The sequence below is a fragment of the Natronococcus occultus SP4 genome (genome assembly GCF_000328685.1).
In the GTDB taxonomy this organism is placed as follows: domain Archaea; phylum Halobacteriota; class Halobacteria; order Halobacteriales; family Natrialbaceae; genus Natronococcus; species Natronococcus occultus.
Window position 1 is genome coordinate 1400265 of sequence record NC_019974.1, and the last position, 22869, is coordinate 1423133.

Annotated in this window: 21 protein-coding genes; 7 read left to right on the forward strand and 14 right to left on the reverse strand. The window is 66.8% G+C overall.

Annotation, left to right across the window (positions count from 1 at the left end; all coding sequences use genetic code 11):
• Positions 1-3: 3 nt before the first annotated feature.
• The 3 genes from NATOC_RS06855 to NATOC_RS06865 form a co-directional block, all read right to left on the reverse strand.
• The gene (locus NATOC_RS06855) at positions 4-1992 is read right to left on the reverse strand and encodes a hypothetical protein (protein ID WP_015320699.1); all 1989 of its coding nucleotides are present in this window, start codon (positions 1990-1992) and stop codon (positions 4-6) included.
• Between the two features lie 155 nt (positions 1993-2147).
• The gene (locus NATOC_RS06860; RefSeq protein ID WP_015320700.1) at positions 2148-3218 is read right to left on the reverse strand and encodes a DMT family transporter; all 1071 of its coding nucleotides are present in this window, start codon (positions 3216-3218) and stop codon (positions 2148-2150) included.
• Between the two features lie 167 nt (positions 3219-3385).
• A complete protein-coding gene (locus NATOC_RS06865; RefSeq protein WP_015320701.1) occupies positions 3386-4963 on the reverse strand; it encodes a long-chain-fatty-acid--CoA ligase in 1578 nt (525 codons plus the stop codon).
• 158 nt (positions 4964-5121) lie between these two features.
• Between NATOC_RS06865 and NATOC_RS06870 the strand changes: the two genes are divergently transcribed.
• On the forward strand, positions 5122-5736 hold the full coding sequence (locus tag NATOC_RS06870; RefSeq protein WP_015320702.1) for a universal stress protein: 615 nt from the start codon (positions 5122-5124) through the stop codon (positions 5734-5736).
• Between the two features lie 54 nt (positions 5737-5790).
• On the opposite strand, the gene NATOC_RS06875 is transcribed toward NATOC_RS06870, so the two are convergent.
• Positions 5791-6414, reverse strand: coding sequence for a DUF7344 domain-containing protein (locus NATOC_RS06875; RefSeq protein WP_015320703.1), 624 nt, complete (start codon positions 6412-6414; stop codon positions 5791-5793).
• Between the two features lie 233 nt (positions 6415-6647).
• Between NATOC_RS06875 and NATOC_RS06880 the strand changes: the two genes are divergently transcribed.
• Entirely contained in the window at positions 6648-7049 is a 402-nt protein-coding gene (locus NATOC_RS06880) for a MoaD/ThiS family protein (protein ID WP_015320704.1), read from the forward strand.
• Here NATOC_RS06880 and NATOC_RS06885 read toward each other — a convergent pair.
• Entirely contained in the window at positions 7033-7386 is a 354-nt protein-coding gene (locus tag NATOC_RS06885) for an Htur_1727 family rSAM-partnered candidate RiPP (RefSeq protein ID WP_015320705.1), read from the reverse strand. The two genes, NATOC_RS06880 and NATOC_RS06885, sit on opposite strands and share 17 nt — an antisense overlap.
• A gap of 151 nt (positions 7387-7537) precedes the next feature.
• Between NATOC_RS06885 and NATOC_RS06890 the strand changes: the two genes are divergently transcribed.
• A complete protein-coding gene (locus NATOC_RS06890) occupies positions 7538-8626 on the forward strand; it encodes a radical SAM protein (RefSeq protein ID WP_015320706.1) in 1089 nt (362 codons plus the stop codon).
• Between the two features lie 38 nt (positions 8627-8664).
• Positions 8665-9885, forward strand: coding sequence for an FAD-dependent oxidoreductase (locus NATOC_RS06895; RefSeq protein WP_015320707.1), 1221 nt, complete (start codon positions 8665-8667; stop codon positions 9883-9885).
• A gap of 24 nt (positions 9886-9909) precedes the next feature.
• Here NATOC_RS06895 and NATOC_RS06900 read toward each other — a convergent pair whose 3' ends face one another.
• Complete coding sequence (locus tag NATOC_RS06900) at positions 9910-10578, reverse strand: type 1 glutamine amidotransferase (protein WP_015320708.1); 669 nt, start codon at positions 10576-10578, stop codon at positions 9910-9912.
• 215 nt (positions 10579-10793) lie between these two features.
• Here NATOC_RS06900 and NATOC_RS06905 point away from each other — a divergent pair, with 215 nt between their 5' ends.
• Positions 10794-11000 carry a dodecin family protein gene (locus NATOC_RS06905; protein ID WP_015320709.1) on the forward strand — a complete coding sequence of 69 codons (207 nt, stop codon included), beginning with the start codon at positions 10794-10796 and terminating at the stop codon, positions 10998-11000.
• Positions 11001-11055: 55 nt separating this feature from the next.
• Here the strand turns inward: NATOC_RS06905 and NATOC_RS06910 are convergent, their stop codons facing one another.
• The 4 genes from NATOC_RS06910 to NATOC_RS06925 form a co-directional block, all read right to left on the reverse strand.
• Entirely contained in the window at positions 11056-12894 is a 1839-nt protein-coding gene (locus NATOC_RS06910) for an acetyl-CoA carboxylase biotin carboxylase subunit (RefSeq protein ID WP_015320710.1), read from the reverse strand.
• A 109-nt stretch (positions 12895-13003) separates the two neighbouring features.
• Entirely contained in the window at positions 13004-13756 is a 753-nt protein-coding gene (locus tag NATOC_RS06915) for a hypothetical protein (RefSeq protein ID WP_015320711.1), read from the reverse strand.
• 205 nt (positions 13757-13961) lie between these two features.
• Positions 13962-14288, reverse strand: a complete 327-nt coding sequence (locus NATOC_RS06920) for a hypothetical protein (protein WP_015320712.1) — start codon at positions 14286-14288, stop codon at positions 13962-13964.
• Position 14289: 1 nt separating this feature from the next.
• A complete protein-coding gene (locus NATOC_RS06925; RefSeq protein WP_049888897.1) occupies positions 14290-15834 on the reverse strand; it encodes an acyl-CoA carboxylase subunit beta in 1545 nt (514 codons plus the stop codon).
• A gap of 156 nt (positions 15835-15990) precedes the next feature.
• On the opposite strand from NATOC_RS06925, the gene NATOC_RS06930 reads away from it, so the two are divergent.
• Both NATOC_RS06930 and NATOC_RS06935 read left to right on the forward strand, forming a co-directional pair.
• The gene (locus NATOC_RS06930) at positions 15991-17364 is read left to right on the forward strand and encodes a sodium-dependent transporter (RefSeq protein ID WP_015320714.1); all 1374 of its coding nucleotides are present in this window, start codon (positions 15991-15993) and stop codon (positions 17362-17364) included.
• Positions 17365-17478: 114 nt separating this feature from the next.
• Positions 17479-18729 carry an ABC transporter substrate-binding protein gene (locus NATOC_RS06935; protein WP_015320715.1) on the forward strand — a complete coding sequence of 417 codons (1251 nt, stop codon included), beginning with the start codon at positions 17479-17481 and terminating at the stop codon, positions 18727-18729.
• Positions 18730-18785: 56 nt separating this feature from the next.
• Here the strand turns inward: NATOC_RS06935 and NATOC_RS06940 are convergent, their stop codons facing one another.
• The 4 genes from NATOC_RS06940 to NATOC_RS06955 are packed head-to-tail and all read right to left on the reverse strand — an operon-like array spanning position 18786 to position 22852.
• Entirely contained in the window at positions 18786-19490 is a 705-nt protein-coding gene (locus NATOC_RS06940) for an ABC transporter ATP-binding protein (RefSeq protein WP_015320716.1), read from the reverse strand.
• Positions 19490-20332, reverse strand: a complete 843-nt coding sequence (locus tag NATOC_RS06945; RefSeq protein ID WP_015320717.1) for an ABC transporter ATP-binding protein — start codon at positions 20330-20332, stop codon at positions 19490-19492. Before NATOC_RS06945 ends, NATOC_RS06940 begins: the two co-directional genes overlap by 1 nt.
• Complete coding sequence (locus tag NATOC_RS06950) at positions 20325-21716, reverse strand: branched-chain amino acid ABC transporter permease (RefSeq protein ID WP_015320718.1); 1392 nt, start codon at positions 21714-21716, stop codon at positions 20325-20327. Before NATOC_RS06950 ends, NATOC_RS06945 begins: the two co-directional genes overlap by 8 nt.
• Positions 21713-22852, reverse strand: coding sequence for a branched-chain amino acid ABC transporter permease (locus NATOC_RS06955; RefSeq protein ID WP_015320719.1), 1140 nt, complete (start codon positions 22850-22852; stop codon positions 21713-21715). Before NATOC_RS06955 ends, NATOC_RS06950 begins: the two co-directional genes overlap by 4 nt.
• Positions 22853-22869 lie beyond the last annotated feature (17 nt).

The window sequence follows — 22869 nt, forward strand, 5'->3', positions numbered from 1 at the left end:
CGATCAGCCGTCGACGGACGAGGGGCCACAGAACCGCACGTCGCCGTTGTCGTACAGCGTCGCCTGTGTCGTCCGACAGAGCCGTTCTTCGCTCGGATCGGCGACGTATCCGGGGCCGGCCTCGCTCGAGAAGTAGGTCGCGTCCTCGGACTGGGTCGTTCGGTAGACGACGTAGGCGTGCTCGGTGACTCCGTCCTCGGGAAGGGTCGCCGACGTCGTCGAGGGGAAGGCCCCGGTTCGCTCGAACACCGTCTGGTAGGGATGGTCGGTGTGAAGGCGCTGTTCCGGACGGATCTCGCTACCGGCGGGAGAGCCGGTCATCTCGCCGACCGTATCGACCGCGGCGAGCTCCGACTGATCGTAGGCCAGTCGCTCGTGTTGCTCCGAGAATACGGGGTTGTCGGGGTTGCCCTCGGCGGCGAGCAGCATGCCGCCCGGGTACAGCACCGCGACGAGCAGGAGGACAACGACGATCGGTGCGGGGGAGAGATCCCGGCTCAGCGTCCGGAGCCCGATCGCGGCGAGGATCGCCATCAGCGCGTAGAGAAACGCGAACCACCGCGTTGGGATGAAGTTCCGGATCCCGAACATCGGGAGCCCGAGGACGAAAAAGAGCATGATCCCGGTCCCGAGCAGCAGTGTAAACACCGACTGTTCGGCGCGTCGGCGGTGAACGACGTACAGACAGCCCACGAGCGTAATCCCGAACAGGAGCAGAAAGCCGAGTTCGTTGACGTAGGGGACGACGGCGTCGAGCAGCGTCGTCTCGGGCTCCGGGACGGCCGCTCCGTCTTCGTCCGACCCGCTGGTGGACGCAAGCGAGAGGAACCCAGCGCTCTCCGCGAGGGTTTCGCTGAACCAGCCGAGGACGGTTCCCAGGAACGACCCCTCGCGAAACGGCGTCAGCGACCAGACGAAGATCGAGAGTCCGAAGTTGAAGACCAGCAGGCCGATCAGGTTCACCGGTTTCGTCGCCCGGGAGACGGCGCCGTCGACCTGCGTGAGTCCGAGCGGGTCGGCCGTGAAGACGACCTGTGCGAGAAACGCGGCGCCGAGCAGGACCAGGACGATAAACGTCGAGACCTGGTGGGTCAGGACGACGGCGACCGAGAGCAAGACCAGCAACGAGAAATCGCGGCTGGTGTACTCGGTGCGCATCACGCGAAGCAGTGCGTAGACGATCGCGAGGAAAAAGACCAGCCCCATACTGGTCGGGATCAGGTGGATCCCCCACGTGACGGTGTAGCTGCCGACCGAGAACGCCGCTGCGGCGAAGGTCGCCCACCGGGCGGGAACGAGCAGATCTGCCGCAGCGTAGACCGCGAGGATCGAGAGCGGCATCGCGACTCCCACCGAGAGGTAGAGCCCGGCCCGCAGGGAGACGTCGTAGACCAGTGAAGACGCGACGACGAACAGGTGGAAGAACGGAGAGGCGAAGTGTTTGTCGTAGTCGATCGCACCCAGCGATCCCTCGGCGGCGATCGCCCGGGAGAGTTCGGTCATGTGGGTCCAGACGTCGATCCCGACGTACCCCGGGGTCGCGTACAGCGCGGTAAACCGGAAGACGAACGCAAAGAGGACGAGCTGGAACAGGACGAGTCCGCGGTGGAAGTCGCGGTCGCTCGTAAACAGGATCTGACCGAACAGCAGGGTTCCGACGGCGCTCGAGACCGCGAAAAACAGCGGCGTCCGCGCGCCCTGCAGGACGGTAACGAGGATCATCACTGTCATTCCGACGGTTACGACACTGGGCAACGCCATCGCCGCCGATCCGGACAGCGTCGGCAGCGTTCGTTCGTCCTCGTTTTGACGGACGGCGAGCAGGTACAGCACGCAGCCGAGGCCGACGACGATCGGAATCGTGGTGATGTAGATCTGGGAGGCGAAAAACCGGAGCGGAAACAACACTAGCGCGACGATCAGCCCGGCGATCGCCGCGGTCGTGTCGAGCCGAAGCGACTGCAGCCTCGACAGCGACATTCCGGATAGCATGAGATTCTACCTACGCTACCAGATCGGCGAATAATAATCTTGTTGTCGTTTGCACCGCTCGTGCGACTCGAGATCTCGTCGGACAACCGCCGACGGCGTGGATTCCGCTCCAGCCGCGAGCCGATCGGATCGCTACCCCGTCGCGGTGGTCCGACTCAGTCGTCGGCTACCGGGTGGGAACTGCCGCTCCGGTCTGTCCCGGGACCGCTGGAGGGACCATACCCCTGCCCTGTTCCGACCCGGGAGCGCTCGGCGGGGACGTCCTCGAGGACGTACTCGTTGCCCCGAACGCGAACGGTTCCGGTCGCGGGCCGGCGTCGCCGGGCGCTCCGGCCGCGGACGAGCCGCCAGAGGGGACGGATCTGACAGAGGGCGAATCCGACGGCGATGAGGCCGAAGCCGACCACCATCGCGGCCGTGATCGCCTCGCCGAGCAACGCCGCGCCGAACACCGCCGCGACGACCGGCGTCGCGTAGCTGACGAGGCTCGCGTTGGTCGGGCCGACGCGCTCGAGCAACGAGAAGTACAGCAGGAAGCCGCCGACGGTCGAGACGACGCCGAGGTAGGCGATCGCCGCGAGCGCCGACCCGTTCCAGTCGACGGTCGAGAGCGTCTCCATCGGGTGTGCGAGGCTAGCGGCGTGGAGGATTCCCGCGCCGACGAGCATCGACCAGGCCTGCAGTGAAACCAGCGGCAGGGTCCGCGAGAACCGCTGGGTGAGCACGGAGCCGAGCGCGAACACGATGGCCGCGCCGAGCAGGAGCGCGACGCCGGCGAGCCGACCGCCGAGGGAGCCCCCGGCGGCGGCGATGGCGACGACGCCGACGAACCCGATCGAGAGACCGAGGACGTCGGTCGCTCGGACCCGGTGAGCCGGCAGGACCGCGAGCGCGATTGCGGGGGTGACGATCGGTGCGAAGCTCAACACGATCGCCGCGACGCTGCTTGAGACGTACTCCTGTCCGAGGAACAACAGCGCGAAGTGGACGCCGATCAGGAGGATACCGGTCGTCAGTACGAGCCAGACGTCGTCGCGGTTCCGCGGCCACCATCGGGCGCGGCTCGCGACGACCAGCGCGAAAAAGACGAGCGCGGCGGCGTCGAAGCGAAACGCCGCGAACAGCAGCGGCGGCAACGAGTCCAGTCCGATCTCGATGGCGGTAAAGCCCGATCCCCACACGATAGCCAGCAGTCCAAATAGGAGTACATCTCTTGTGTTCGTCATTTGCACCTTGCGCCCACCCGCAGGAAAGGCGACAAAGGGAGTACGACGACGTAAAATAAAGGACTTTCGAGAATAGTGATATCACCTCTCACCGAAACGTATGCGGGAGGCGAGTTCGGCCTCGAGCGCCGGCCGTCACCGCGGAGTCCGGAGCTGTCCCCGGACCGCTACTCGGCGGCGCCCTCCTCGCGCTCGCGGAGTTTGAACTTCTGGACCTTCCCGGTGGTCGTCCGGGGGAGTTCCTCGACGAACTCGACCTCGCGGGGGTGTTTGTACTCCGCGAGATTCCGCAGGCAGTACTCCCGGATCCCGTCGGTTTCGACGCCTGCGTCGGGAACGGGGACGACGTACGCCTTCACTGTCTCGCCGCGGCGCTCGTCGGGGATCCCGACAACGGCCGCGTCGGCGACCGCCTCGTGCTCGAACAGGAGTTCCTCGACCTCCCGCGGGTAGACGTTGTAGCCGCCCGTGACGATCGTGTGCTTCTCGCGGTCGACGACGTAGAAGAAGCCGTCCTCGTCGTGGTACCCCAGGTCGCCGGTGTGGAACCAGGTTCGGCCGTCGACCTCGGTGAACGCCTCCGCAGTCGCCTCGGGCAATCCGTAGTACCCCTGCATCACGTTCGGCCCGGCGACGACGATCTCGCCGGCGACCTCGTCGAGCTCCGCCTCGTCCTCGTCGAGCGGTCCCGCCTCGACGGGCGGTACCGTCTCGAACGTCTCGTCGACGACGCGCGCGTCGACGCCGGGGACGGTCCGTCCGATGCTGCCGACGCGGCGCCCGTCGACCGGGCTGTTGAAGTGAGTGATCGGGCTCGTCTCGGTCAGCCCGTACCCCTCGTAGACCTGCACGTCGTACAGCTCCTCGAACCGCCGGAGGACCTCGACGGGAATTCCCGACCCGCCGACCCCACACAGACGCAGCGAGGAGAGATCGAACGACTCGGCGTCGGGCTGGTTGACGACATCGTTGTACATCGCCGGCACGCCGTGCATCAGCGTCAGCTCTTCGTCCTCGACGATCGAGACAGCCTCCTGGGCGTCCCACTCGGGTACCGCGTAATAGGTCCCGCCGCCGAACAGCGTCGCGTTCATCACGACGGTCATCCCGTAGATGTGAAACAGCGGAAGGACGCCGAGCTGTTTGTCGTCCGGGCGGATCCCGTCCGGGACGAGCTCGTTTGCCATCCGCGCGTTGGACTCGAGGTTGCGGTGGGTGAGCTGGACGCCCTTGGGCTGGCCCGTCGTCCCGCTGGTGTAGGGCTGGACGGCGATGTCGTCGTCGGCGCGCTCGGCGATCTCGGGAGCGCCGGGCTCGAGGAACTCCTCGAAGGGCGTCGCCCCGTCGGACTCCCCCTCGCCGACGCTGACGACGTGTTCGACGTCGGTTTCGTCCCGGACCGCTTCGACGAACGGGACGAGGTCGGCAAGCGCGACGACGACCTCGGCTCCGCTGTCGGCAAGCAGGTGACCGATCTCGCGGGCCTTGTACTGGGGGTTCATCGGGACGACGACTCCGCCCGCTCGCAGCGTTCCGTGGAAGGCGACCACGAACGGCGGGACGTTCGGCAGGTAGATCGCGACCCGGTCGTCCTCGCCGATCCCGTGGGCCTCGAGCGCGGCGGCGAACGCCCCCGTCTGCCCCCAGAACTCCTCGTAGCTGGTTTCGTTCTCCCGGAACCCGATAGCCGTGGCGTCGCCGCGTTCGCGGACGGTCTCCGCGACTGAATTGACAAGATTTGCCATGTCTCACGACAACGTTTCCGTCTACCGTAAAAAGTATTTACACTGTTCAGGGAATTTCAATCCCAGTTACCGTAGCTAAACTCAACCGGGCCACCCGCGGCGACCCGTCCGATCGGCAGCCAGGAGTATTTAGTCCCACCGGCCGAACTCTCGGGACGATGTACCAGCACGTCCTCGTACCGACGGACGGGAGCGACGGGACTCGACGAGCGATCACCCACGCGTTGACGATCGCGAACCGCTTCGACGCAACGGTACACGCGTTATCGGTCGTTCCCGAGGGACCGCTGGGCGCCCTCGAGGATCGGGCCGACGTAACTGCGGGGGCCCGTCGAGCCGTCGAGCGCGTCGAGCGTGAGGCAACGCGCGACGGGATCCCGGTTCGGACCGCAACCAAGACTGGCGTTCCCCACGAGGTGATCCTCGAGTACGCCGAGGACGAGGGGATCGACATGCTCGTCCTGGGAACCCAGGGCCGAACCGGGCTGGACCGGGTACTGGTCGGCAGCGTGGCCGAACGGATCGTCCGGCTGGCGGACGTTCCCGTCGTGACCGTTCGCTTGACCGACGAGATCGAGATCGAGGACGCGGCCGAGGCCGAGCGGATCGCCCGCGAGCGGGCGGCCGAGGAGGGGTACAGCCAGCTCTCGCTCCGGGAGACGCCCTACCGGACCAGCGGCACCTGGACCGTAACGCTCGAGAGCGACGGTGAACTCGTCGACGTCGACGTCGACGCGGTCGCGGGCACCGCTCGGATCGTCGAAACCGAGTAACCGAGACCGGAGGACGGTCCGCAGAAGGAAACACCCACCCTGTCGTTTTCGGGACTACTCCGCGCGGGAAAGCGACGGCGCGTCACTGTCGCCGAGCGTCAGCGCGAACCGGGCGGTGGCGATCGTGCCGAGGACGAACCCGGGGATCGCGACCGCGCCGAGGACGGTCGCCAGCAGGAGGCTGGTCGCGGCTGCGGTCACCGCGGCGTAGGTACCGATTGCGGAGGCCAGGAGCAGGCTCGCGCTGGTTACCGCGAGGACGGCGTCGCGGCGCTCGAGCGTGTCCGCGGGCTTGCGCTCGGCGTCGGTACCGGGGAGTTCGAGGTACGGGCGGAACAGTTCGAGCGTCTCCGTCGGGCGGACGACCCCGCGGGATTTGTTGTACTCGATGATCCCTTCCGAGTCGAGTTTCGGGAGGTGGGACTGGTACAGCGGGATGTAGACGCGCTGGCGCTCGGTCGAACTGAGTTCGGCGACGGTAGTGTCGTTTTCTATCGCGGCGACGTACTCGGCGACGTCGCGCATCTTGACGGGCTCGTCGTGTTCCAGGAGGTACCGGATCGCGTCCCGCCGACGGTTCGTCTGGAGAATGTGGAAGATGTCGTCGTCGGAGAGTGACACCGCCTCCGTCTCGGCGTCCGCAGCGGGGTGCGGTGGGTGGTTCGTCTGGAGGGACATCGTTTGCACTCAGACACAGCAATTATCCCTACATAGTCTTTTTCTTCTTTTTCCTAGGCTAAAATACTGTTTATTCCTTATTACACGATGAGCGAACGTCACTATTACTGTAAGAACGGTCACTAGGGATCCTGCCGGCTGGTGATTCGTTCCGGACGGTCGCCCACGACGAGAAACAGAAGCCGAACAGGTTCGGGAGCGACTGTTTGTTTGCTCGGCCCGTCCGTTCGACTATGACCGCAGAAACTACTGCCGCAGTCGACCAGCAGGTACGGACGACGACGGTCGACGTTCGCTGTACGGGCCACGTCCGTGACGCCGTCGGTACGTCGGACCTCGAGTTCACGTTCGAGGGGACGACGCTCCGGGAGTTCCTCGAGGAGTTCTTCGCGGCGTACGACGTCGAGGAGATGCTCATCGCCGAGACCGAGGCCGACGCGACGGCCCGCGGGTGGGCTCCGGTCCCTGACGAACTGCCGGGAACCTGGCGGAAGAACCCGGAGGGCGACCAGACCCGTCCCTACGCCCGCGTCTGTATCAACGGGCGGTTCAACGAACACTTCGAGGGGTTCGAGACCGAACTCGAGGACGGCGATCGGGTGGCGCTGATCTACCCGTTTATGTTCTGTTGCTAGGCTCGCCGACGCCGGGCGTCCCCTCGGTCTCCTCGTAGACCCGCGGCTCCCGTGTGTCCTCGCTGGCGGTCCCGTCGGCCGCGTTGACTCCGTCCGTCCCGTCCTGGGCCGAGTACCGCACGACGTCGGCGGCCGGACAGAGCCAAATGTCGACCGCGTACCAGCCAAACAGCCGCGAGGCGCGTTCGTGGGCAGCGTCCTCGTCGGGCGCGACAACCGTCCCGACGTAGCTCAGCGACTCGGTTTCGGCGTCGCGGACGAACACCTCCCACCGGGGCGTCGTGCTCGCGCTCGCACGTTCGTTTTCGACCTTCGAACGGATCGGCTTCTCGACCATGCGAAACCGGTCCGAGGGAACGCCGAAGATCGTTTCGCCCGTTCTCGGGACCCTGGAATATCGCTCACAGAGACGAACGTGTTCCGTCCGGTTCTCGCCGTCCGAGAACTGGCTGGGAGGGATTTGGCTTTGCCCACGGCAGCTGTAGCTAATGCACCACGTCGACACGTCCGAGCGACCGGTCGTGCTCATCTGGGAAGTTACCCAGGCCTGTGACCTCTCCTGTGACCACTGCCGGGCCGACGCCCAGCCCGACCGCCACCCCGACGAGCTCTCGACCGCCGAGGGGAAGCGGCTGCTCGAGGACGCGGCCGCGTTCGGGGAGGGCCAGCTCGTGGTCCTCTCGGGCGGGGATCCGCTCGTCCGGGACGATATCGCGGAGCTGGTGGCCTACGGCGACGAGCTGGGGCTGCGGATGACGATGACGCCCAGCGGTACCCGTTCGCTGTCGACCGGGCGGATCGAGGCCCTCGCCGACGCGGGACTCAAGCGGATCGCCGTCAGCCTCGATGGGGGCTCCGCCGAGGGCCACGACGCCTTCCGCGGCGAGACGGGCAGCTTCGCGGAGACGCTCCGGGCCGTCGAGGACGCCCGCGAGGTCGGCATCCCCGTCCAGGTCAACACGACCGTCTGCCGGGAAACCGTTGGCGAGCTGCCCGCGATTCGGACCCTACTGACCGAGCTCGGCGCCGTGATGTGGAGCGTGTTCTTCCTGGTTCCGATCGGTCGGGGCCGCGTCCTCGAGCCGATCGATCCCGCCGAGGCCGACGCCGTGATGCGGTGGCTCGCCGCGGTGGCCGACGAGGAGCCGTTCGGGCTCAAGACGACCGAGGCGCCCCACTACCGCCGCGTCCTCGCCCAGCGAAGCGCGGACGTCGACTCGAACTCGAACCCGGGCGGACGAGCCGGCGTCATCGCGGGCGACGGCTTCGCGTTCGTCAGCCACACCGGCGAGGTCTACCCCTCGGGCTTTCTCCCGCAGTCGGTTGGCTCGGTGCGGGAGCGTCCCGTCCACGAACTGTACCGCGAGGCGCCCCTGTTCCGGAAGCTCCGGGACCGCGACGGGCTCAAAGGGAAGTGCGGCGCCTGTCCATACCGGACGATCTGTGGCGGCAGTCGCTCGCGGGCGTACGCCCACGCCGGCGATCCACTGGCGAGCGACCCGCTCTGTCCGTACGTTCCGTCGGGGTACGACGGTCCGCTCCCCTGGGAGCGCGAGTCGTCGACCCCTACGGCGTGAGGTGAAAGGCATGTCCGTCCACGGCCCCTGGTAGCGGTATGGACAACCGAACCGACGTCCTCGTCGTCGGCGGGGGCGCCACCGGTACCGGAATCGCCAGGGACCTCGCCCTTCGGGGCGTCGACGTCACCCTCGCCGAACGGGGCGGGCTCTCGGCGGGCACCTCCGGGCGCTCACACGGCCTGCTCCACAGCGGTGCCCGCTACGCCGAGGCCGACGAGCCCGAGGCCCGGGCCTGTCTCGAGGAGAGCCGTACGCTCACCGAGATTGCGGGTGCCTGCGTCAGGGAGACCGACGGACTGTTCGTCCAGCTGAGCGAGGACGACCCCGACTACTTCGAGGCCAAGCACGAGGCCTGCGCCGAGGTCGGGATCGAGACCGAAGTCCTCGACGGCGAGACCGTCCGCGCCGAGATCCCGGATCTCAGCGACGACGTCGAGCGGGCGATGCGGGTCCCCGACGGCGTCGTCTTCCCCTCGCGGCTGGTCGCGGCGAACGCGGCCGACGCCCGCGAGCACGGCGCCGAGATCCTGACCCACGCCCCGGTGACGGACATGCGCCGCGAGGACGGCCGGATTGCCGAGGTCGAGCTCGGCGGTGAGGTCGACGGGACGATCGAGCCGACGTACGTCGTCAACGCCGCGGGACCCTACGCGTCGTCGATCGCCGAGACGGTCGGCGCGACAGTGGAGCTCCGTCCGACGCGGGGCGTGATGGTCTCGGTCGACTACGACCGCCTCGAGCCGGTGCTCAACCGCTGTCGGGATCCCAACGACGGCGACATCGTCGTCCCCCACGACGACGAGGTCGTCCTCGGGACGACCAGCGTCCCCGTCGACGACCCCGAGGAGTACGAGCGGGCCGACTGGGAGATCGAACGCTCCGTCGAGGAGTGTGCGAAGATGCTGCCGGCCGTCGCCGACGCCGCCCACCTGCGGACCTGGTGGGGGGTCCGTCCCCTCTACGAGCCCGAGGAGGCGGCCCTCGGCGCGCGCGGAATCTCGCGGGGCTTTCACCTGCTCGAGCACGGCGAGGAGGGCGTCGACAACCTCGCGACGATCGTCGGCGGGAAGCTAACCACCTACCGGAAGATGGCCGAGGCGACGGCCGACCTGGTTTGCGAGCAGCTCGGCGTCGACGCCGACTGTGAGACCGCGACCCGACGGCTCCCGGGCGCGGACGATCCCGAGCGCCTCGACGCCCTGGTCGCCGAGTTCGACGGACAGGGACCCACCGACGAGGACGTCGTTGGTCGCTGAGGACAGTCGGGGGCGCGGATCGAGCTACGCCGTTCGCTCGGCGACGAGCCGTTCGAAGTTCTCGAAGACGCGCTCGGCCGAGACGTCCGCGAAGGAGAACTGGCGGGACTCCCAGCCGAAGTCAGCGGCGAGGCGGTCGCGGACGGCGGCGGTGATCTCGGGGTGGAACTGGACGGTCCACAGCGGGGCCGATCGGTGGCGCGTGCCGAAGACGGGAGCGTGGTCGGCCGCGGCGATGACCGCCATCCCCTCGCCCGGTTCGGTGACGGCGTCACCGTGGACCGCAGGGACGACGGGATCGACATCCTCGAACAGCGGGTCGTCCGCGAGGTCGGTCTCGACGAGCGTCGCGGTCGTGCCGACCTCCTCGACGGTCCCGCCAAGCGCCGCGTTGGCTACCTGGTGACCGAAACAGACCCCGAGCGTCGGGATCTCCCGTTTGACGAGCTCCCGAACCAGCGCCTCCTGGTCGGCGATCCAAGGGCGACTGTCGGCCTCGTAGACGGCCGCCGTGCTTCCCGTCAACACGACGCCGTCGGCGTCCTCGAGCGGTGGTCGCTCGCCCCCGACGAAATCGACCTCGACGGCGTCGGGAACGCGGGCGGCGACGGCGTCGCAATGATACTCGCAGTCGGGATCGACCTCGTTCCGAACGACGTAGAGTGTCGACGAATCTGCGGTGGAGGTGCTCATTCGTACGCCAGTAATTCGAACGGACGCCCATAGCGGTAGTGATCGCGGATGTTCTTGCGGCATCCGGGATCCTGGGCCGCGCTCGCGTTCGCCGACGATCGGACGACGTCCTCGTCAGGCGGTGATCGGCACCACTGGGCCGCAGGGAGGTCGGCGAGGAAAGCGACCCCACCCCCCAGCTATATCCTCTATAATGGTGTCAGTTACCACGCACCATGGCTGAAACTGTCAAGGTAATTAAACTCGTCGGTAACTCGAGCGAGTCCTGGGAAGACGCCGCACAGAACGCGCTCGACGACGCCGACGAGACGCTCGAGAACATCAGTGGCATCGAGGTCGATTCACAGACGGCGGACGTCGAGGACGGAGAGATCCAGCACTACCGAACCACCGTCCACGTGTCGTTCGAACTGCAGCGATAGCGCGTCGGCACACACTCGCGGCCGACGCGACGCCGGCTGTGTCGGCGTCCGTCGGCTACTCGATGACGACCAGCACGTCGCCCATGTCGACGCTCTCGCCTTCCTCGACGGCGATTTGAGAGACGGTGCCGCCACGGGAGGCGACGATGTCGTTTTCCATCTTCATCGCCTCGAGGACGACCAACACGTCGCCCGCGGCGACCTCGTCGCCCTCTTCGACCTCGACGCCGAGGATCGTCCCCTGCATCTCGGCGTCAACGGTCTCGCCGTCGCCCTCGATCTCGGTCTCGTCGGCGTCGGTCCCGCCGGCGGGCTCTGGCGGGCCGCCGGCCTGGGCCTGTGCCTGGGCGCCGCCGTCGCCGGCCGCGATCGCGGGCGCGCCGTGTTCCTCCAGGTTGACGTCGAAGCGCTTGCCGTTGACCTCGACGGTGAACTCACGCTCGACGGCGTCGTCGTCCTCGCCGTCGGCGCCCGTATCGTCGCTGCCCCACTGCTGTTGGGCCTCGGTGATCCGGCTCTCGTCGAGCTCCTCGTCCAGGTACTTCGTCGTGTGGGTGCTCTCGACGAACCGCTCGTCGGAGAGCATCAGCCGGTGGAACGGGATGATCGTCGGGATCCCCTCGATCTCGTACTCCCGCAGCGCCCGCAGCGAGCGCTCGAGACACTCCTCGCGGTCCTGGCCCCAGACGATCAGCTTCGCGATCATCGAGTCGTAGTCGGTGACCAGTTCGTCGCCCTGGGCGAGTGCGTCGTCCATTCGGACACCGATCCCGCCCGGCGGATCGTACGTCGAGAGGGTGCCGCCCGTCGCCGGCGCGAAGTCCTCAGCGGCGTTCTCGGCGTTGATCCGGAACTCGATGGCGTGGCCGTCGATATCGACGTCGTCCTGGTCGAAGTCGACCGTCTCGCCGGCGGCGATCTTGATCTGGCGCTTGACGATGTCGAGACCCGTGATCTCCTCGGTGACGGTGTGTTCGACCTGGATCCGGGTGTTGACCTCGAGGAAGTAGAAGTTCGCGTCCGGTCCCAGGGGACCGTCCCGATCGAGGTCCTCCTCGACGAGGAACTCGACGGTTCCGGCGTTGGTGTAGTCGGCGGCCGCGACGCCCCGTCGGGCGGCCTCACCGATCTTCTCGCGGAGCTCGTCGGTCAACGCGGCGGAAGGACCCTCCTCGATAACCTTCTGATGGCGGCGCTGGAGCGAGCAGTCCCGCTCGCCGAGGTGGCGAACGTTGCCCTCGCCGTCGGCGAGGATCTGGACCTCGATGTGGCGCGGATTCTCGAGGTAGCGCTCGAGGTAGACCGAGTCGTTGTCGAAGTACGCCTCGCCCTCCCGCTTCGCGCTCTCGAGCTGGTCTTCGACCTCGCTTTCGTCCCAGACGACCTTCATCCCGCGACCGCCGCCGCCGCCCTCGGCCTTGATGGCGATCGGGTAGCCGTGCTCCTCGCCGAAGGTCTTGACCTCCTCGGGGTCGGTGACGGGATCGGTCGTCCCCGGAACGATCGGAACGTCGGCCTCGCTCATGATCTTCCGGGCCTTGGTCTTCTCGCCCAGCGACTCCATGGCCGAACTCGACGGCCCGATCCAGGTGATCCCGTCGACGTCCTCGACCTTGCTCGCGAACTCGGCGTTCTCCGCGAGGAAGCCGTAGCCCGGATGGATCGCGTCGGCGTCGGCCTTGCGCGCGGCCTCGATGACGCCCTCGTGATCGAGATACGAGTCGGCCGCGCGGGCCGGGCCGACGTTGTATGCTTCGTCGGCGTACCGGACGTGCCCCGAGTCCTTGTCGGCCTCGGAGTAGATCGCGACGGTTCCGACGTTCAACTCCTCACAGGCCCGCATCACCCGAACGGCGATCTCCCCGCGGTTCGCGACGAGAACCTTCCTGAACATTTCTGCCAGAACCGTCACGGGGCGCCTACCTTACTTTTTCGCAACGAATCGGTCAACCGGAGAATTGATTTCAGTTGACAGGTCGCGGACGTAACGACCGGAGATCCCGTCAGTCGCCGTACTCGTCGTCGATCTCCTCGTGAGCCTCCTCGAGCCACGGCGGCTCCTCAGGTCCGGTGTCGGCCGGCTCCAGGGAGAACTCTTCCTCGACGGTCGTCCGATCCGTCGCGAGGACGGACGCCTCGTCGTCGGGCAGCATACCCTCGAGCGCGTACGCCTCGAGATAGCCCTCCTCAGTGAGGATGAGCGTGAACGACACCGACTCGTAGCTCCCGAGGTCTTCGGTGACGCCCTCGAGGACGTACGGCTCGCTCGAGTCCTCTTCGACCGCGACCGAGTCGACGGCGTCGTAGGCGTTGTCCAGCGGGATCGGCGGCGACGGATCGACCGACTGCTGGCCGCTGATATCGTAGGCGATCGAGCCGGACTCGTTGTGTCGCACGAGCGGCGTCTCGGGCTCGATCCACTGGTCGTACTCGACCGTCTCGGTGTCGTCCTCCAGCACTGTGCGCTCGCGGGCCGGCGAGCCACCCGGCGCGACGACCTGCGAGACGGTCTCCGAGCCGACGACGGCCCCGTCGTCGGTGACCGTTCGCTCGAGTTTGGTCCGGTGGGCCCGGTCCTCGAGCTGGCTGCGGTGCTCGTTGACCAGCAGGTGGGAGTCCGTCACGCCCGACTCGGTGAGTCCGGGTGCCAGCTCGCGGTCGCCGCCCTCGTCGTCACCGTCGTCACCGACGAGTCCGCCACAGCCCGCGGTCACCACGACGAGGCCGCCCGCGAGCAGCGCGCGCCGTCCCCTCATTCGACGTCGGTTCGGTTTCGCTCGCCCGTCCGACGCGATCCGATCCGTCCCGCAGGATGTAGTATCATGGCTGACATCTCTACTGGCGGACGCGTCACGCGTCGGAGGGATAGTTCTACCGGCGAGAAGCGGTTTCGCTGCGAAGTCCGTCGCGTCGCTTCGCGACGCGCGCCGAAAACGAGAGGCCCGTCGGTTCGAGCGCCGCTCAGAACCGGTCGGTTCGCCCGGCGGCCGACCAGGGATCTGTCGGCGCGTCGAGGGGCACACGGACGTCGCGTCGCTGCTGGGTGCGCACGCGGCCGGCGAACGCCCAGCGACGGTCCTGCCAGGTCGCCTCCTCGTCGGCCGCGGCAGCCGCGGCGGCAAGCGCCTGGTCGTGGAGGTGAGCGCCGATCGCGGCGACGATGGCTGCGGCCTCCTCGTCGTCGGCGTCGTCGGGCAGCTCGATGTCGACGCCTTCCGGGAGCGCACCCAGCGGATCGGGAGTGACGTCGGTACCGGCGTCGGCGTTCGACTGGTGCTGTGCGGTCATCTCAGAGCGGGATGTTGCCGTGTTTCTTCTCGGGGTTGTCCTCGCGTTTCGTCTCGAGCATCTCGAGGTCGTCGATCAGTCGCGGGCGCGTCTCGGTCGGGAGGATGACGTCATCGAGGAAGCCCTTGTCCGTCGCCGTGTAGGGGTTGGCGAACTCCTCGCGGTACTCCTCGATGAGCTCGTCCCGGAGCTCGTCGGGGTTTTCGGCCTCGGCGAGCTCCTGACGGTAGAGGATGTTGACCGCGCCCTGTGGCCCCATAACCGCGATCTCGGCGGTCGGCCAGGCGTAGTTGACGTCGGCGCCGAGGTTCTTGGAGGCCATCACGCAGTAAGCGCCCCCGTAGGCCTTGCGGGTGATGACCGTCAGTAGCGGCACCGTCGCCTCGGAGTAGGCGTACAGTAGCTTCGCGCCGTGGCGGATGATCCCGCGGTGTTCCTGGTCGGTCCCGGGCATGTAGCCGGGGACGTCGACGAAGGTAACGATCGGGATGTTAAACGAGTCACAGAAGCGGACGAACCGCGACCCCTTCATCGAGGCGTCGACGGTGAGCGTGCCGGCGTTGACGCGGGGCTGGTTGGCCACGAGTCCGACCGACCGCCCGTCGAGGCGACCGAAGCCGACGACGATGTTCTTCGCGAAGTTCTCCGCGACCTCGAAAAACGAGCCCTCGTCGACCACGCTGTCGATGACGTTGGTCATGTCGTAGGGTTTCTGTGGGCTGTCCGGGACGATCGACTCGAGCGCCTCGTCGCGGCGATCCGGATCGTCCCACGGGTCGACCCGCGGCGGGTCCTCGACGTTGTTCTGCGGGAGGTAGGACAGCAGCCGCTTGATGTCGTCTAAGGCCTGCTCCTCGCTCTCGCAGGCGAACTCCGCGACCCCGGTTTTGTCGGCGTGGGTCATCGCTCCCCCGAGCTCCTCGTGGGTGACGTCCTCGCCGGTGACGGTCTTGGTGACGCCGGGGCCGGTGATGTACATGTGGCTCGTGTCCTTCACCATGAAGATGAAGTCGGTGATCGACGGGGAGTAGACCGCGCCGCCCGCACAGGGACCCATGATCCCCGAGATCTGGGGAACGACACCGCTCGCGCGCTGGTTGCGCCGGAAGATCTCCGTGAACCCGGCGAGGCTCTTGACACCCTCCTGGATGCGCGCGCCGGCCGAATCGTTGAGCCCGACGATCGGTGCGCCGACCTCCATCGCCATGTCCATCACCTTGCAGATCTTCTCGGCGAAGACCTCGCCCAGCGAGCCCCCGAAGACTGTAAAGTCGTGGGCGAAGACGAAGACGGTCCGTCCGTTGACCTCGCCATAGCCCGTGACGACGCCGTCGCCCGGGATCTTTTTTTCTTCCATCCCGAACTGGCTGGTCTGGTGGGTCCGGAGCTGGTCGAACTCCGTGAAGGTCCCCTCATCGAGGAAGTAGTCGATCCGCTCGCGGGCGGTCATCTTCCCCTTGTCGTGTTGTTTCTCGATTCGGTCTTCGCCGCCGCCCTTTCGCGCTTCCTCGCGGAACTCCTCGAGTTCCTCGATGCGATCCTCCATCGTCATGCCGAGAGCACCTCCGTCGGTTCCATACGGCGATGTGTGATGACCAATAGGAAAAGAATTCCGTAACCTGCCACAATTGATTAGGACGATCCGGCTCGCGAACTGATCTCCACGAAAAGTTATATATGACTGCCTTTTAAACTGGGGGATATGGTACAACGTGAAACATGGGCCACGAGGACAGGGTTCATCCTCGCCGCGGTCGGCAGCGCGGTGGGACTGGGGAACATCTGGCGGTTCCCGTTCGTCACGGGTGAAGGGGGTGGGGCAGCGTTCCTGCTGGTCTACCTTCTGTTTATCGCATTGGTCGGCTTTCCGGCGATCCTCGCGGAGTTCGTCGTCGGTCGGAGGACCGAGCGCAACCCGGTCGGGGCGCTAAAGGAGTACGGCGGAGGGATATGGACGTATATCGGCGGCATCTTCATTGCCACCGGGTTCATCATCCTCTCGTACTATAGCGTCATCGCCGGCTGGTTTATCCGGTATGCACTCGAGGGGTTCCGGGGAAGCTATGCCGACCACATCGCGAACTACGATGGCGACCCGGAGGTCATGTTCGGCGCCCTCTCGACGGGGCTGGACGCGTTCATCCTTCACACCGTATTCATGGTGCTGACCGTCGGTATCGTCGCGCTCGGAATCCGTCGGGGGATCGAGCTCGCGGTGAAGGTGATGGTACCGGCGATCATCCTCCTGCTGGCGGGGCTTGCGGTGTGGGCGTTTACGCTCCCGGAGGCGAGCGGCGGTTACGCCTACTACCTCTCGCCCGATTTCGGCGTCATCGCCGACAACTGGGCCGACCTCCTGCCGGCCGCGGCCGGCCAGGCGTTCTTCACCCTCTCGCTCGGGATGGGTGTGATGATCACCTACGCCTCCTACCTCGGCGAGGACCGTAACCTCGCTACCGACGGCGTGACGATCATTGGGTTCGACACCGGGATCGCCTTCCTCACCGGGCTGGTCGTCTTCCCGATCATGTGGGCCGGCGACATGACCGATCCGGGCGAGGGCGGTCCCGGCGAGATCTTCGTCGCGATGACCCAGGCGTTCGCCGACATCGCGGGCGGACAGTTCCTCGGTCTGCTGTTTTTCGCGACGGTCTCGATCGCCGCGCTCTCGAGTGCGATCTCGCTACTCGAGGTCGTCACCTCCTACGCGATCGACGAGGTAGACCTCGAGCGCTGGCAGGCTGCGGTCGGGATGGGTGGGGCGATCTACCTGCTTGGCATCCCGGTCACGTACGACCTGATCTTCCTCGACCTGCTCGACCTGTTCGCCGACGCCATCCTGCTCGTCTTCGGTGCGCTCATGCTGACGATCCTCGTCGGCTGGATCGCTCCGAAGGTCGCGATCGACGAACTCGAGAGGGGGATCGGCGACCTCGACGGGCTCGGCCAGGCGTGGATCTGGGCGATCCGCGTTCCGATCCTCATCGTGCTCGTCGTCTCGCTGTACCTCGGTGTCGTCGACTACGCGGAGTTCCTCACCGGACCGTTCGCGGAGTGGATCGACACGAACCTGTAGCGTAGCCACACTGCAAGCAGCGCTCCGACGATTCTTTCGACGACTGCTTCTTTCGAGAGAAGACGTGTTGTCGCTCGCGGAAACTCTTTATATCGGGACGTGGGAACACACACCATGGTAGGGGAGACCAACAGAAGGCGAGTACTGGGGGGAATCGGCGCTGCAGGAACGATCTCGCTCGCGGGCTGTCTAGACGCCCTGGAGGCCGGAGACGAGGACGGAAACGGTGACGAGGACGTCGACGCGATGGTCGGGATCCTCCAGCCCGAGTCGGGAGATCTCGGCGATCTGGGGACACCGATCGCCGACGCCGCCGAGCTTCCGGCGATCCAGCTCGAGGACGAAGGTGCCGACGTCGAGATCGACGTTCGACGCGAGGACACCGAGACGACCCCGGACGTCGGGGTCAGCCGTGCCGAGGCGCTGCTCGACGCCGGCTACCCGGCGGTGACGGGGGCGGCGGCCTCGGACGTGACGATCACCTGCGCGGAGGACGTCTGGTACGACAACGAGGTCGTGGCGATCTCGCCGGCGAGCACCTCGCCCGACATCACGGACATGCCGGGCGACTACCTGTTGCGGACCGCCCCAAGCGACGAGTGGCAGGGCGACGCGATGGCCGAGATCGCCGTCGACCAGGAGGGCGCCGACTCGATTGCCACGATGTATCTGAACAACGACTACGGCCAGGGGCTCAACGACGTGTTCGTCGCGGGCTGTGAGGATCGTGGCGCCGACGTCCTCGAGGAGGTGCCGTTCGAACCCGAACAGCCATCCTACGACTCCGAGCTCGAGAGCACGGTCGGGGAGGGCCCCGACCTGCTGATGGTCGTCGGCTACCCGGAGAGCGGCCAGGTCATCTTCCGGGACTTCTACGACGACTTCGACGACGGGACGACGATCCTCGTCCCCGACGGGCTCATCGATCAGTCGCTCCCGGGCCAGGTCGACAACCCGATGGAGAACGTGATGGGGACCGCCCCCGGCGCGGGCGGCGACGGGGCGGAGTTTTTCGCCGACCTGTACGAGGACGAGTACGGCAGCGCGCCGAGCGTGTTCAACGCCCAGGCCTACGACGCGACGGCGGTGTTGATCCTCGCGACGCTCGCCGCCGGCGAGATCGACGGCGCCGCGATCGCCGAGCACGTCCGTGAGGTCGCGAACCCGGACGGCGAGGAGATCACCCCGGAGACCCTCGGCGAGGGGGTCGAGCTGGCCGCCGACGGCGAGGCGATCGAGTACCGCGGCGCCTCGGGTCCCGTCGAGTTCGACGACGCCGGCGACCAGGTCGCGGTCACCTACGAGATCGGCCGTTACCACGAGGACGGCTACGACGTCGAGGACACGGTCGAGTACGAGGCCTGAGACGGGCCCTCCGCGGTGACGGTTTCGGACTGTGCGAACCGCTCGGCGAGCCCCGGCTACCCGCCGAGGAAGTCCTGGCGCACCTGCTCGTCGCGCAACAGCGCCTCGCCGCTATCGACGTAGCGGTTCTGCCCCTGGACCAGCACGTATCCGCGATCGCAGCGCCGCAGCGCCTCCTTCGCGTTCTGCTCGACCAGGAGAACACCGGTTCCGTCCTCGTTGATCCGATCGATCCGGTCGAACATCTCGTCGACGAGGTCGGGCGCCAGTCCGGCGCTTGGCTCGTCGAGCAAGAGGAGGTCAGGGTCCAGCATCAGTGCCCGCCCCATCGCGAGCATCTGGCGCTGGCCGCCGCTCAAGTCGCCTGCGGTCTGGTTTCGACGCTCCCGCAGGATGGGGAACCGGTCGAAGATCCGCTCGAGCCGGTCCTGGGGGACGTGATCCAGGATGTAGGCGCCCATCTCGAGGTTCTCGATCACCGACAGCGACGGGAAGATGTTGTCGTTCTGTGGGACGTAGCCGATCCCGGTCGTGATGATCTCCTCCGGACGATAACCGCTGATCTCCTCGTCGGCAAACTCGATCGAGCCGCCCATGTGAGTGGTAAGTCCGAACACCGACTTCATCACCGTCGACTTCCCGGCGCCGTTGGGGCCGACGATGGCGACGTACTCGCTATCGTCGACCGTGAGGTCGACGTCCTCGACGATCTGGAGGTCGCCGTAGCCGGCGTCGAGCCCGTGCACTTCGAGTGTCGTCATCAGACCTCACCTCCGAGGTACGCCTCGATCACCTGCTCGTTGGCCGTGATCTCCGCGGGCGTCCCCGAATCGAGGACGGCGCCCTGGTGCATCACGATCACGCGCTCGCAGTTGTTCATGATGACGTCCATGTCGTGTTCGACGATGAGGAAGGTGTACCCCCGATCGCACAGGTCGTGGATGTGGCCAAGCAGCTTCTCCTGAAGCGTCGGGTTGACGCCGGCCATCGGCTCGTCGAGCATGAGCATCTCCGGCTCGGTCTGTAAGGCCCGTGCGAGCTCCAGGAGCTTCCGCTGGCCCCCGGAGAGGTTCTTCGCGTACTCCTCGGCCAGGTGATCGATCTCGAACAGTTCGAGCGTCTCCCAAGCTCGCTCGCGCAGCTCCCGCTCCTGTTCTAACACCTCGCTCCGGAAGTACGGCACCACCGACCGCCACAGCGACTCGCCGACCTGTCCTTTCGGCGCGAGCATCATGTTCTCGAGGACGGTCATCTCGGGGAGGCCGCGGGCGATCTGGAACGTTCGCACCAGGCCGCGGTTCGCGACCCGGTGGGGCCGGTCGCCGGTGATCTCCGTCCCGTCGAAGGCGACCCGTCCCCCGTCGGGTTGGTGGACGCCGGTGATGCAGTTGAACGTCGTCGACTTTCCGGCGCCGTTGGGACCGATCAGCCCGGTGATCGACCCCCGTTCGACCGCGAAGCTCGCCCCGTCGACCGCGACGATGCCGCCGAACCGCTTCTCCATGTTCTCGACTTCGAGGATCGCGTCCTCGAGGTCGCGCTCCGTGGACGTCGACTCGTTTACCGCGCGGTCGTCGGACGCCTCGGTCTCGACGTCACTCATCGTCCGCACCTCCGTCGGTCCCGGCGGGGCCATCGTCCTCGGCCGATCGGCCACCGTCCGCGACCGCGCCGCGGCGACGCAGGTCGACACCGGCCGCGATCTCCTTGCGGTGGCCGAGCAAGCCGTCGGGGCGTTTGATCATGAGGAGGACAAGCACGACGCCGAGGACGATGTACCGGACCTCGTCGGCCTGCTGGTAGAGCACGTACCCGATCAGCGCCGCGGGGTCGCCCGCGCCGAGCTCGGCGAAGGCGCCGTAGGCGGTTCGGGGGAAGTCCGTCCCGAGGTTCGCCCGGACCATCGTCCGGACGAACCGCGGCCCCTCGAAGATAACGGCCGCGAAGACGAACCCGCCGAGGACGCTCCCGGTGTTCGACCCCGCCCCGCCGACGATCAGCGCGACGAAGACGTAGAAGGTGATCAGGGGCATGAAATGGTCCGGGCTGATGTGGGTTCGGCTGCCCATCCACAGCGTGCCGACAAGCCCCATCAGCGCACAGCCGACCGCGAACGCCGCGATCTTGGCGCGGTCGGTGCGTTTGCCAAGCGACTTCGCCGCGAGTTCGTCCTCCCGGATCGCCTTCAGCACCCGACCGAACGGGGAGTGGGCGATTCGGGTCAGCAGGACGTAGAAGGCGATCACGAACAGGATCAGGACGAGCGTGTAAATTCCACGCTCCAGGACCGACGACGCGATTCCGACGGCCTCGCCGAGCAGGATGAGGACGTCGCCGACGGCGCCGACGATCGGCTGATCGAACAGCCAGCCGACGACGCTGTCGACCGGGGTCGCCCTGATCCCCTGGCCGCCACCGGTGCCGTAGGCCGTGTCGCCGATCTGGCGGAGGCTTCGGGACTGGACCGAGAGCCGGACGATCTCGGAGAACCCGAGCGTGACGATCGCGAAGTAGTCGGCCCGGACCCGCAGCGTCGGAATCACAAGCACGAGTCCGGCGATTCCCGCGGCGACCATTCCGAGGACGACGCCGACCGGGATCGGGAGTCCGAAGCCGGCCGGTGTGCCGTCCGGCGAGGCGACGGCGATCGACATCGTGTAGGCGCCGATCGCCATGAAGCCGGCGATGCCGATGTTGAACATCCCAGTGTACCCCCAGTGGAGGTTCAGCGCCAGCGCGCCCAGCGCGAAGATCGCTCCGAAGTAGGTGATCGACTGGATCGTGCCGACCGTCGCGTTGACGCCGGCACCCGACAGGACGCCGACGAGGAAGAATCCGACGTAGGTCGCGAGCACGACCTTCACGATCAACAGGAGGTCCGACCGCCACTCCGGGCGGATCATCGCGGTCGGCTCGTCGGTGCCGTCGTCTCCGGGCACGTCTGCAGTGTCCGTTTCGGGATCACCGTCGGGATCGGCGCCGCTCATGCCGTCTCAACACCTCCGAGCAACCCGTCGGGTTTGACGATCAGTATCAGGATCATCAGCGTAAACGCCGCGATCTCGTTCAGGTCGGCCGGGATCCACACCAGCGAGACGTTGATGGTGAGCCCGATCACCAGCGAGCCGACCAGCGCCCCGTAGATCGAGCCGATCCCGCCGAGGATCACCGCAGCGAAGATCAGAAGCAACAGGAACCAGCCGATGTTGATCGAGAACTGGCCCCGGTCGAGGACGATCAGGTAGCCCGCGACGCCCGCGAGCCCGGCGCCGATCGTCCACGTCGCGAAGATCACCCGCTCGGTCGGGATCCCGGTGATCAGGGCGAGATCCTTGTTGTCGGCCATCGCCCGCATCGCCGTCCCCAGCTTCGTGTACTGCAAGAGGAGGTGGAGCCCAACGATGAGCCCGACGGCCGTCACCACGAGCGTCAGCTCGTGGAGGTTGACCCGTTCGAAGGGGAGCCAGGGGGGGACGTCCTCGAGGATCGGCGCGCTCGCGGTCGCGGAGTGGGATTCGACGGTCCAGAACACCGCGATGAGATAGCGCAGGGCGAGCGCGACGCCGACGCTCGCGATCAACAGCGGGATCCCGCCCGCGTCGCGCATCCGCCTGTAGACGAGCCGGTCGATCGCCAGCGCGACGGCGACGGTCAACGCCGCGGCCGCCGCGAGCCCGATCAGGATCGCGACCGGCGAAGCCAACACGTTCATCCCCAGCTCCCCGCCAGTCGGTCCCGCTGCCGTCGGGCTAAACAGGACGAGCTCCCCGACGCTGTAGACGCCCCAGCCGCCGACCACCCACGCGACCGCCCAGCCCGAGAACGCTCCGGTCGTCACCAGATCTCCGTGCGAGAAGTTGGCAAACCGGAGAATACTGTAGGTCATCGAGAGCCCGATCGCCGCCAGCGCGATGTACAGCGAGTCGACCAGTCCGTTCCAGGTGTACCGCCACAGTCGTCCGAACGCCAGCTCACCCGTCGCGATCCGCCTGACGAGGTCCAGCAGGAGGACGGCGATCCCGAGAACGATGAGCAACGCGAACAGCTCCCGCCCCGACGAGAGCCGCTTCCGTGTCTCGTCGATCAGTTCCGAAACAGTTCCACCCGTGTTACCAACACCCATATCACGTTGAGAGATTA

Excerpts from the sequence above, each read along its gene's own strand:
- NATOC_RS06860 (WP_015320700.1), bottom strand. The coding sequence starts at position 3,218 with ATGACGAACACAAGAGATGTACTCCTATTTGGACTGCTGGCTATCGTG.
- NATOC_RS06945 (WP_015320717.1), bottom strand. The coding sequence starts at position 20,332 with ATGAGTGACGTCGAGACCGAGGCGTCCGACGACCGCGCGGTAAACGAG.
- NATOC_RS06855 (WP_015320699.1), bottom strand. The coding sequence starts at position 1,992 with ATGCTATCCGGAATGTCGCTGTCGAGGCTGCAGTCGCTTCGGCTCGAC.
- NATOC_RS06925 (WP_049888897.1), bottom strand. The coding sequence starts at position 15,834 with ATGGAGGATCGCATCGAGGAACTCGAGGAGTTCCGCGAGGAAGCGCGA.
- NATOC_RS06885 (WP_015320705.1), bottom strand. The coding sequence starts at position 7,386 with ATGGTCGAGAAGCCGATCCGTTCGAAGGTCGAAAACGAACGTGCGAGC.
- NATOC_RS06930 (WP_015320714.1), top strand. The coding sequence starts at position 15,991 with ATGGTACAACGTGAAACATGGGCCACGAGGACAGGGTTCATCCTCGCC.
- NATOC_RS06880 (WP_015320704.1), top strand. The coding sequence starts at position 6,648 with ATGACCGCAGAAACTACTGCCGCAGTCGACCAGCAGGTACGGACGACG.
- NATOC_RS06870 (WP_015320702.1), top strand. The coding sequence starts at position 5,122 with ATGTACCAGCACGTCCTCGTACCGACGGACGGGAGCGACGGGACTCGA.
- NATOC_RS06890 (WP_015320706.1), top strand. The coding sequence starts at position 7,538 with ATGCACCACGTCGACACGTCCGAGCGACCGGTCGTGCTCATCTGGGAA.
- NATOC_RS06950 (WP_015320718.1), bottom strand. The coding sequence starts at position 21,716 with ATGAGCGGCGCCGATCCCGACGGTGATCCCGAAACGGACACTGCAGAC.
- NATOC_RS06940 (WP_015320716.1), bottom strand. The coding sequence starts at position 19,490 with ATGACGACACTCGAAGTGCACGGGCTCGACGCCGGCTACGGCGACCTC.
- NATOC_RS06935 (WP_015320715.1), top strand. The coding sequence starts at position 17,479 with ATGGTAGGGGAGACCAACAGAAGGCGAGTACTGGGGGGAATCGGCGCT.
- NATOC_RS06915 (WP_015320711.1), bottom strand. The coding sequence starts at position 13,756 with ATGAGGGGACGGCGCGCGCTGCTCGCGGGCGGCCTCGTCGTGGTGACC.
- NATOC_RS06905 (WP_015320709.1), top strand. The coding sequence starts at position 10,794 with ATGGCTGAAACTGTCAAGGTAATTAAACTCGTCGGTAACTCGAGCGAG.
- NATOC_RS06900 (WP_015320708.1), bottom strand. The coding sequence starts at position 10,578 with ATGAGCACCTCCACCGCAGATTCGTCGACACTCTACGTCGTTCGGAAC.
- NATOC_RS06875 (WP_015320703.1), bottom strand. The coding sequence starts at position 6,414 with ATGTCCCTCCAGACGAACCACCCACCGCACCCCGCTGCGGACGCCGAG.
- NATOC_RS06920 (WP_015320712.1), bottom strand. The coding sequence starts at position 14,288 with ATGACCGCACAGCACCAGTCGAACGCCGACGCCGGTACCGACGTCACT.
- NATOC_RS06955 (WP_015320719.1), bottom strand. The coding sequence starts at position 22,852 with ATGGGTGTTGGTAACACGGGTGGAACTGTTTCGGAACTGATCGACGAG.
- NATOC_RS06895 (WP_015320707.1), top strand. The coding sequence starts at position 8,665 with ATGGACAACCGAACCGACGTCCTCGTCGTCGGCGGGGGCGCCACCGGT.
- NATOC_RS06910 (WP_015320710.1), bottom strand. The coding sequence starts at position 12,894 with ATGTTCAGGAAGGTTCTCGTCGCGAACCGCGGGGAGATCGCCGTTCGG.
- NATOC_RS06865 (WP_015320701.1), bottom strand. The coding sequence starts at position 4,963 with ATGGCAAATCTTGTCAATTCAGTCGCGGAGACCGTCCGCGAACGCGGC.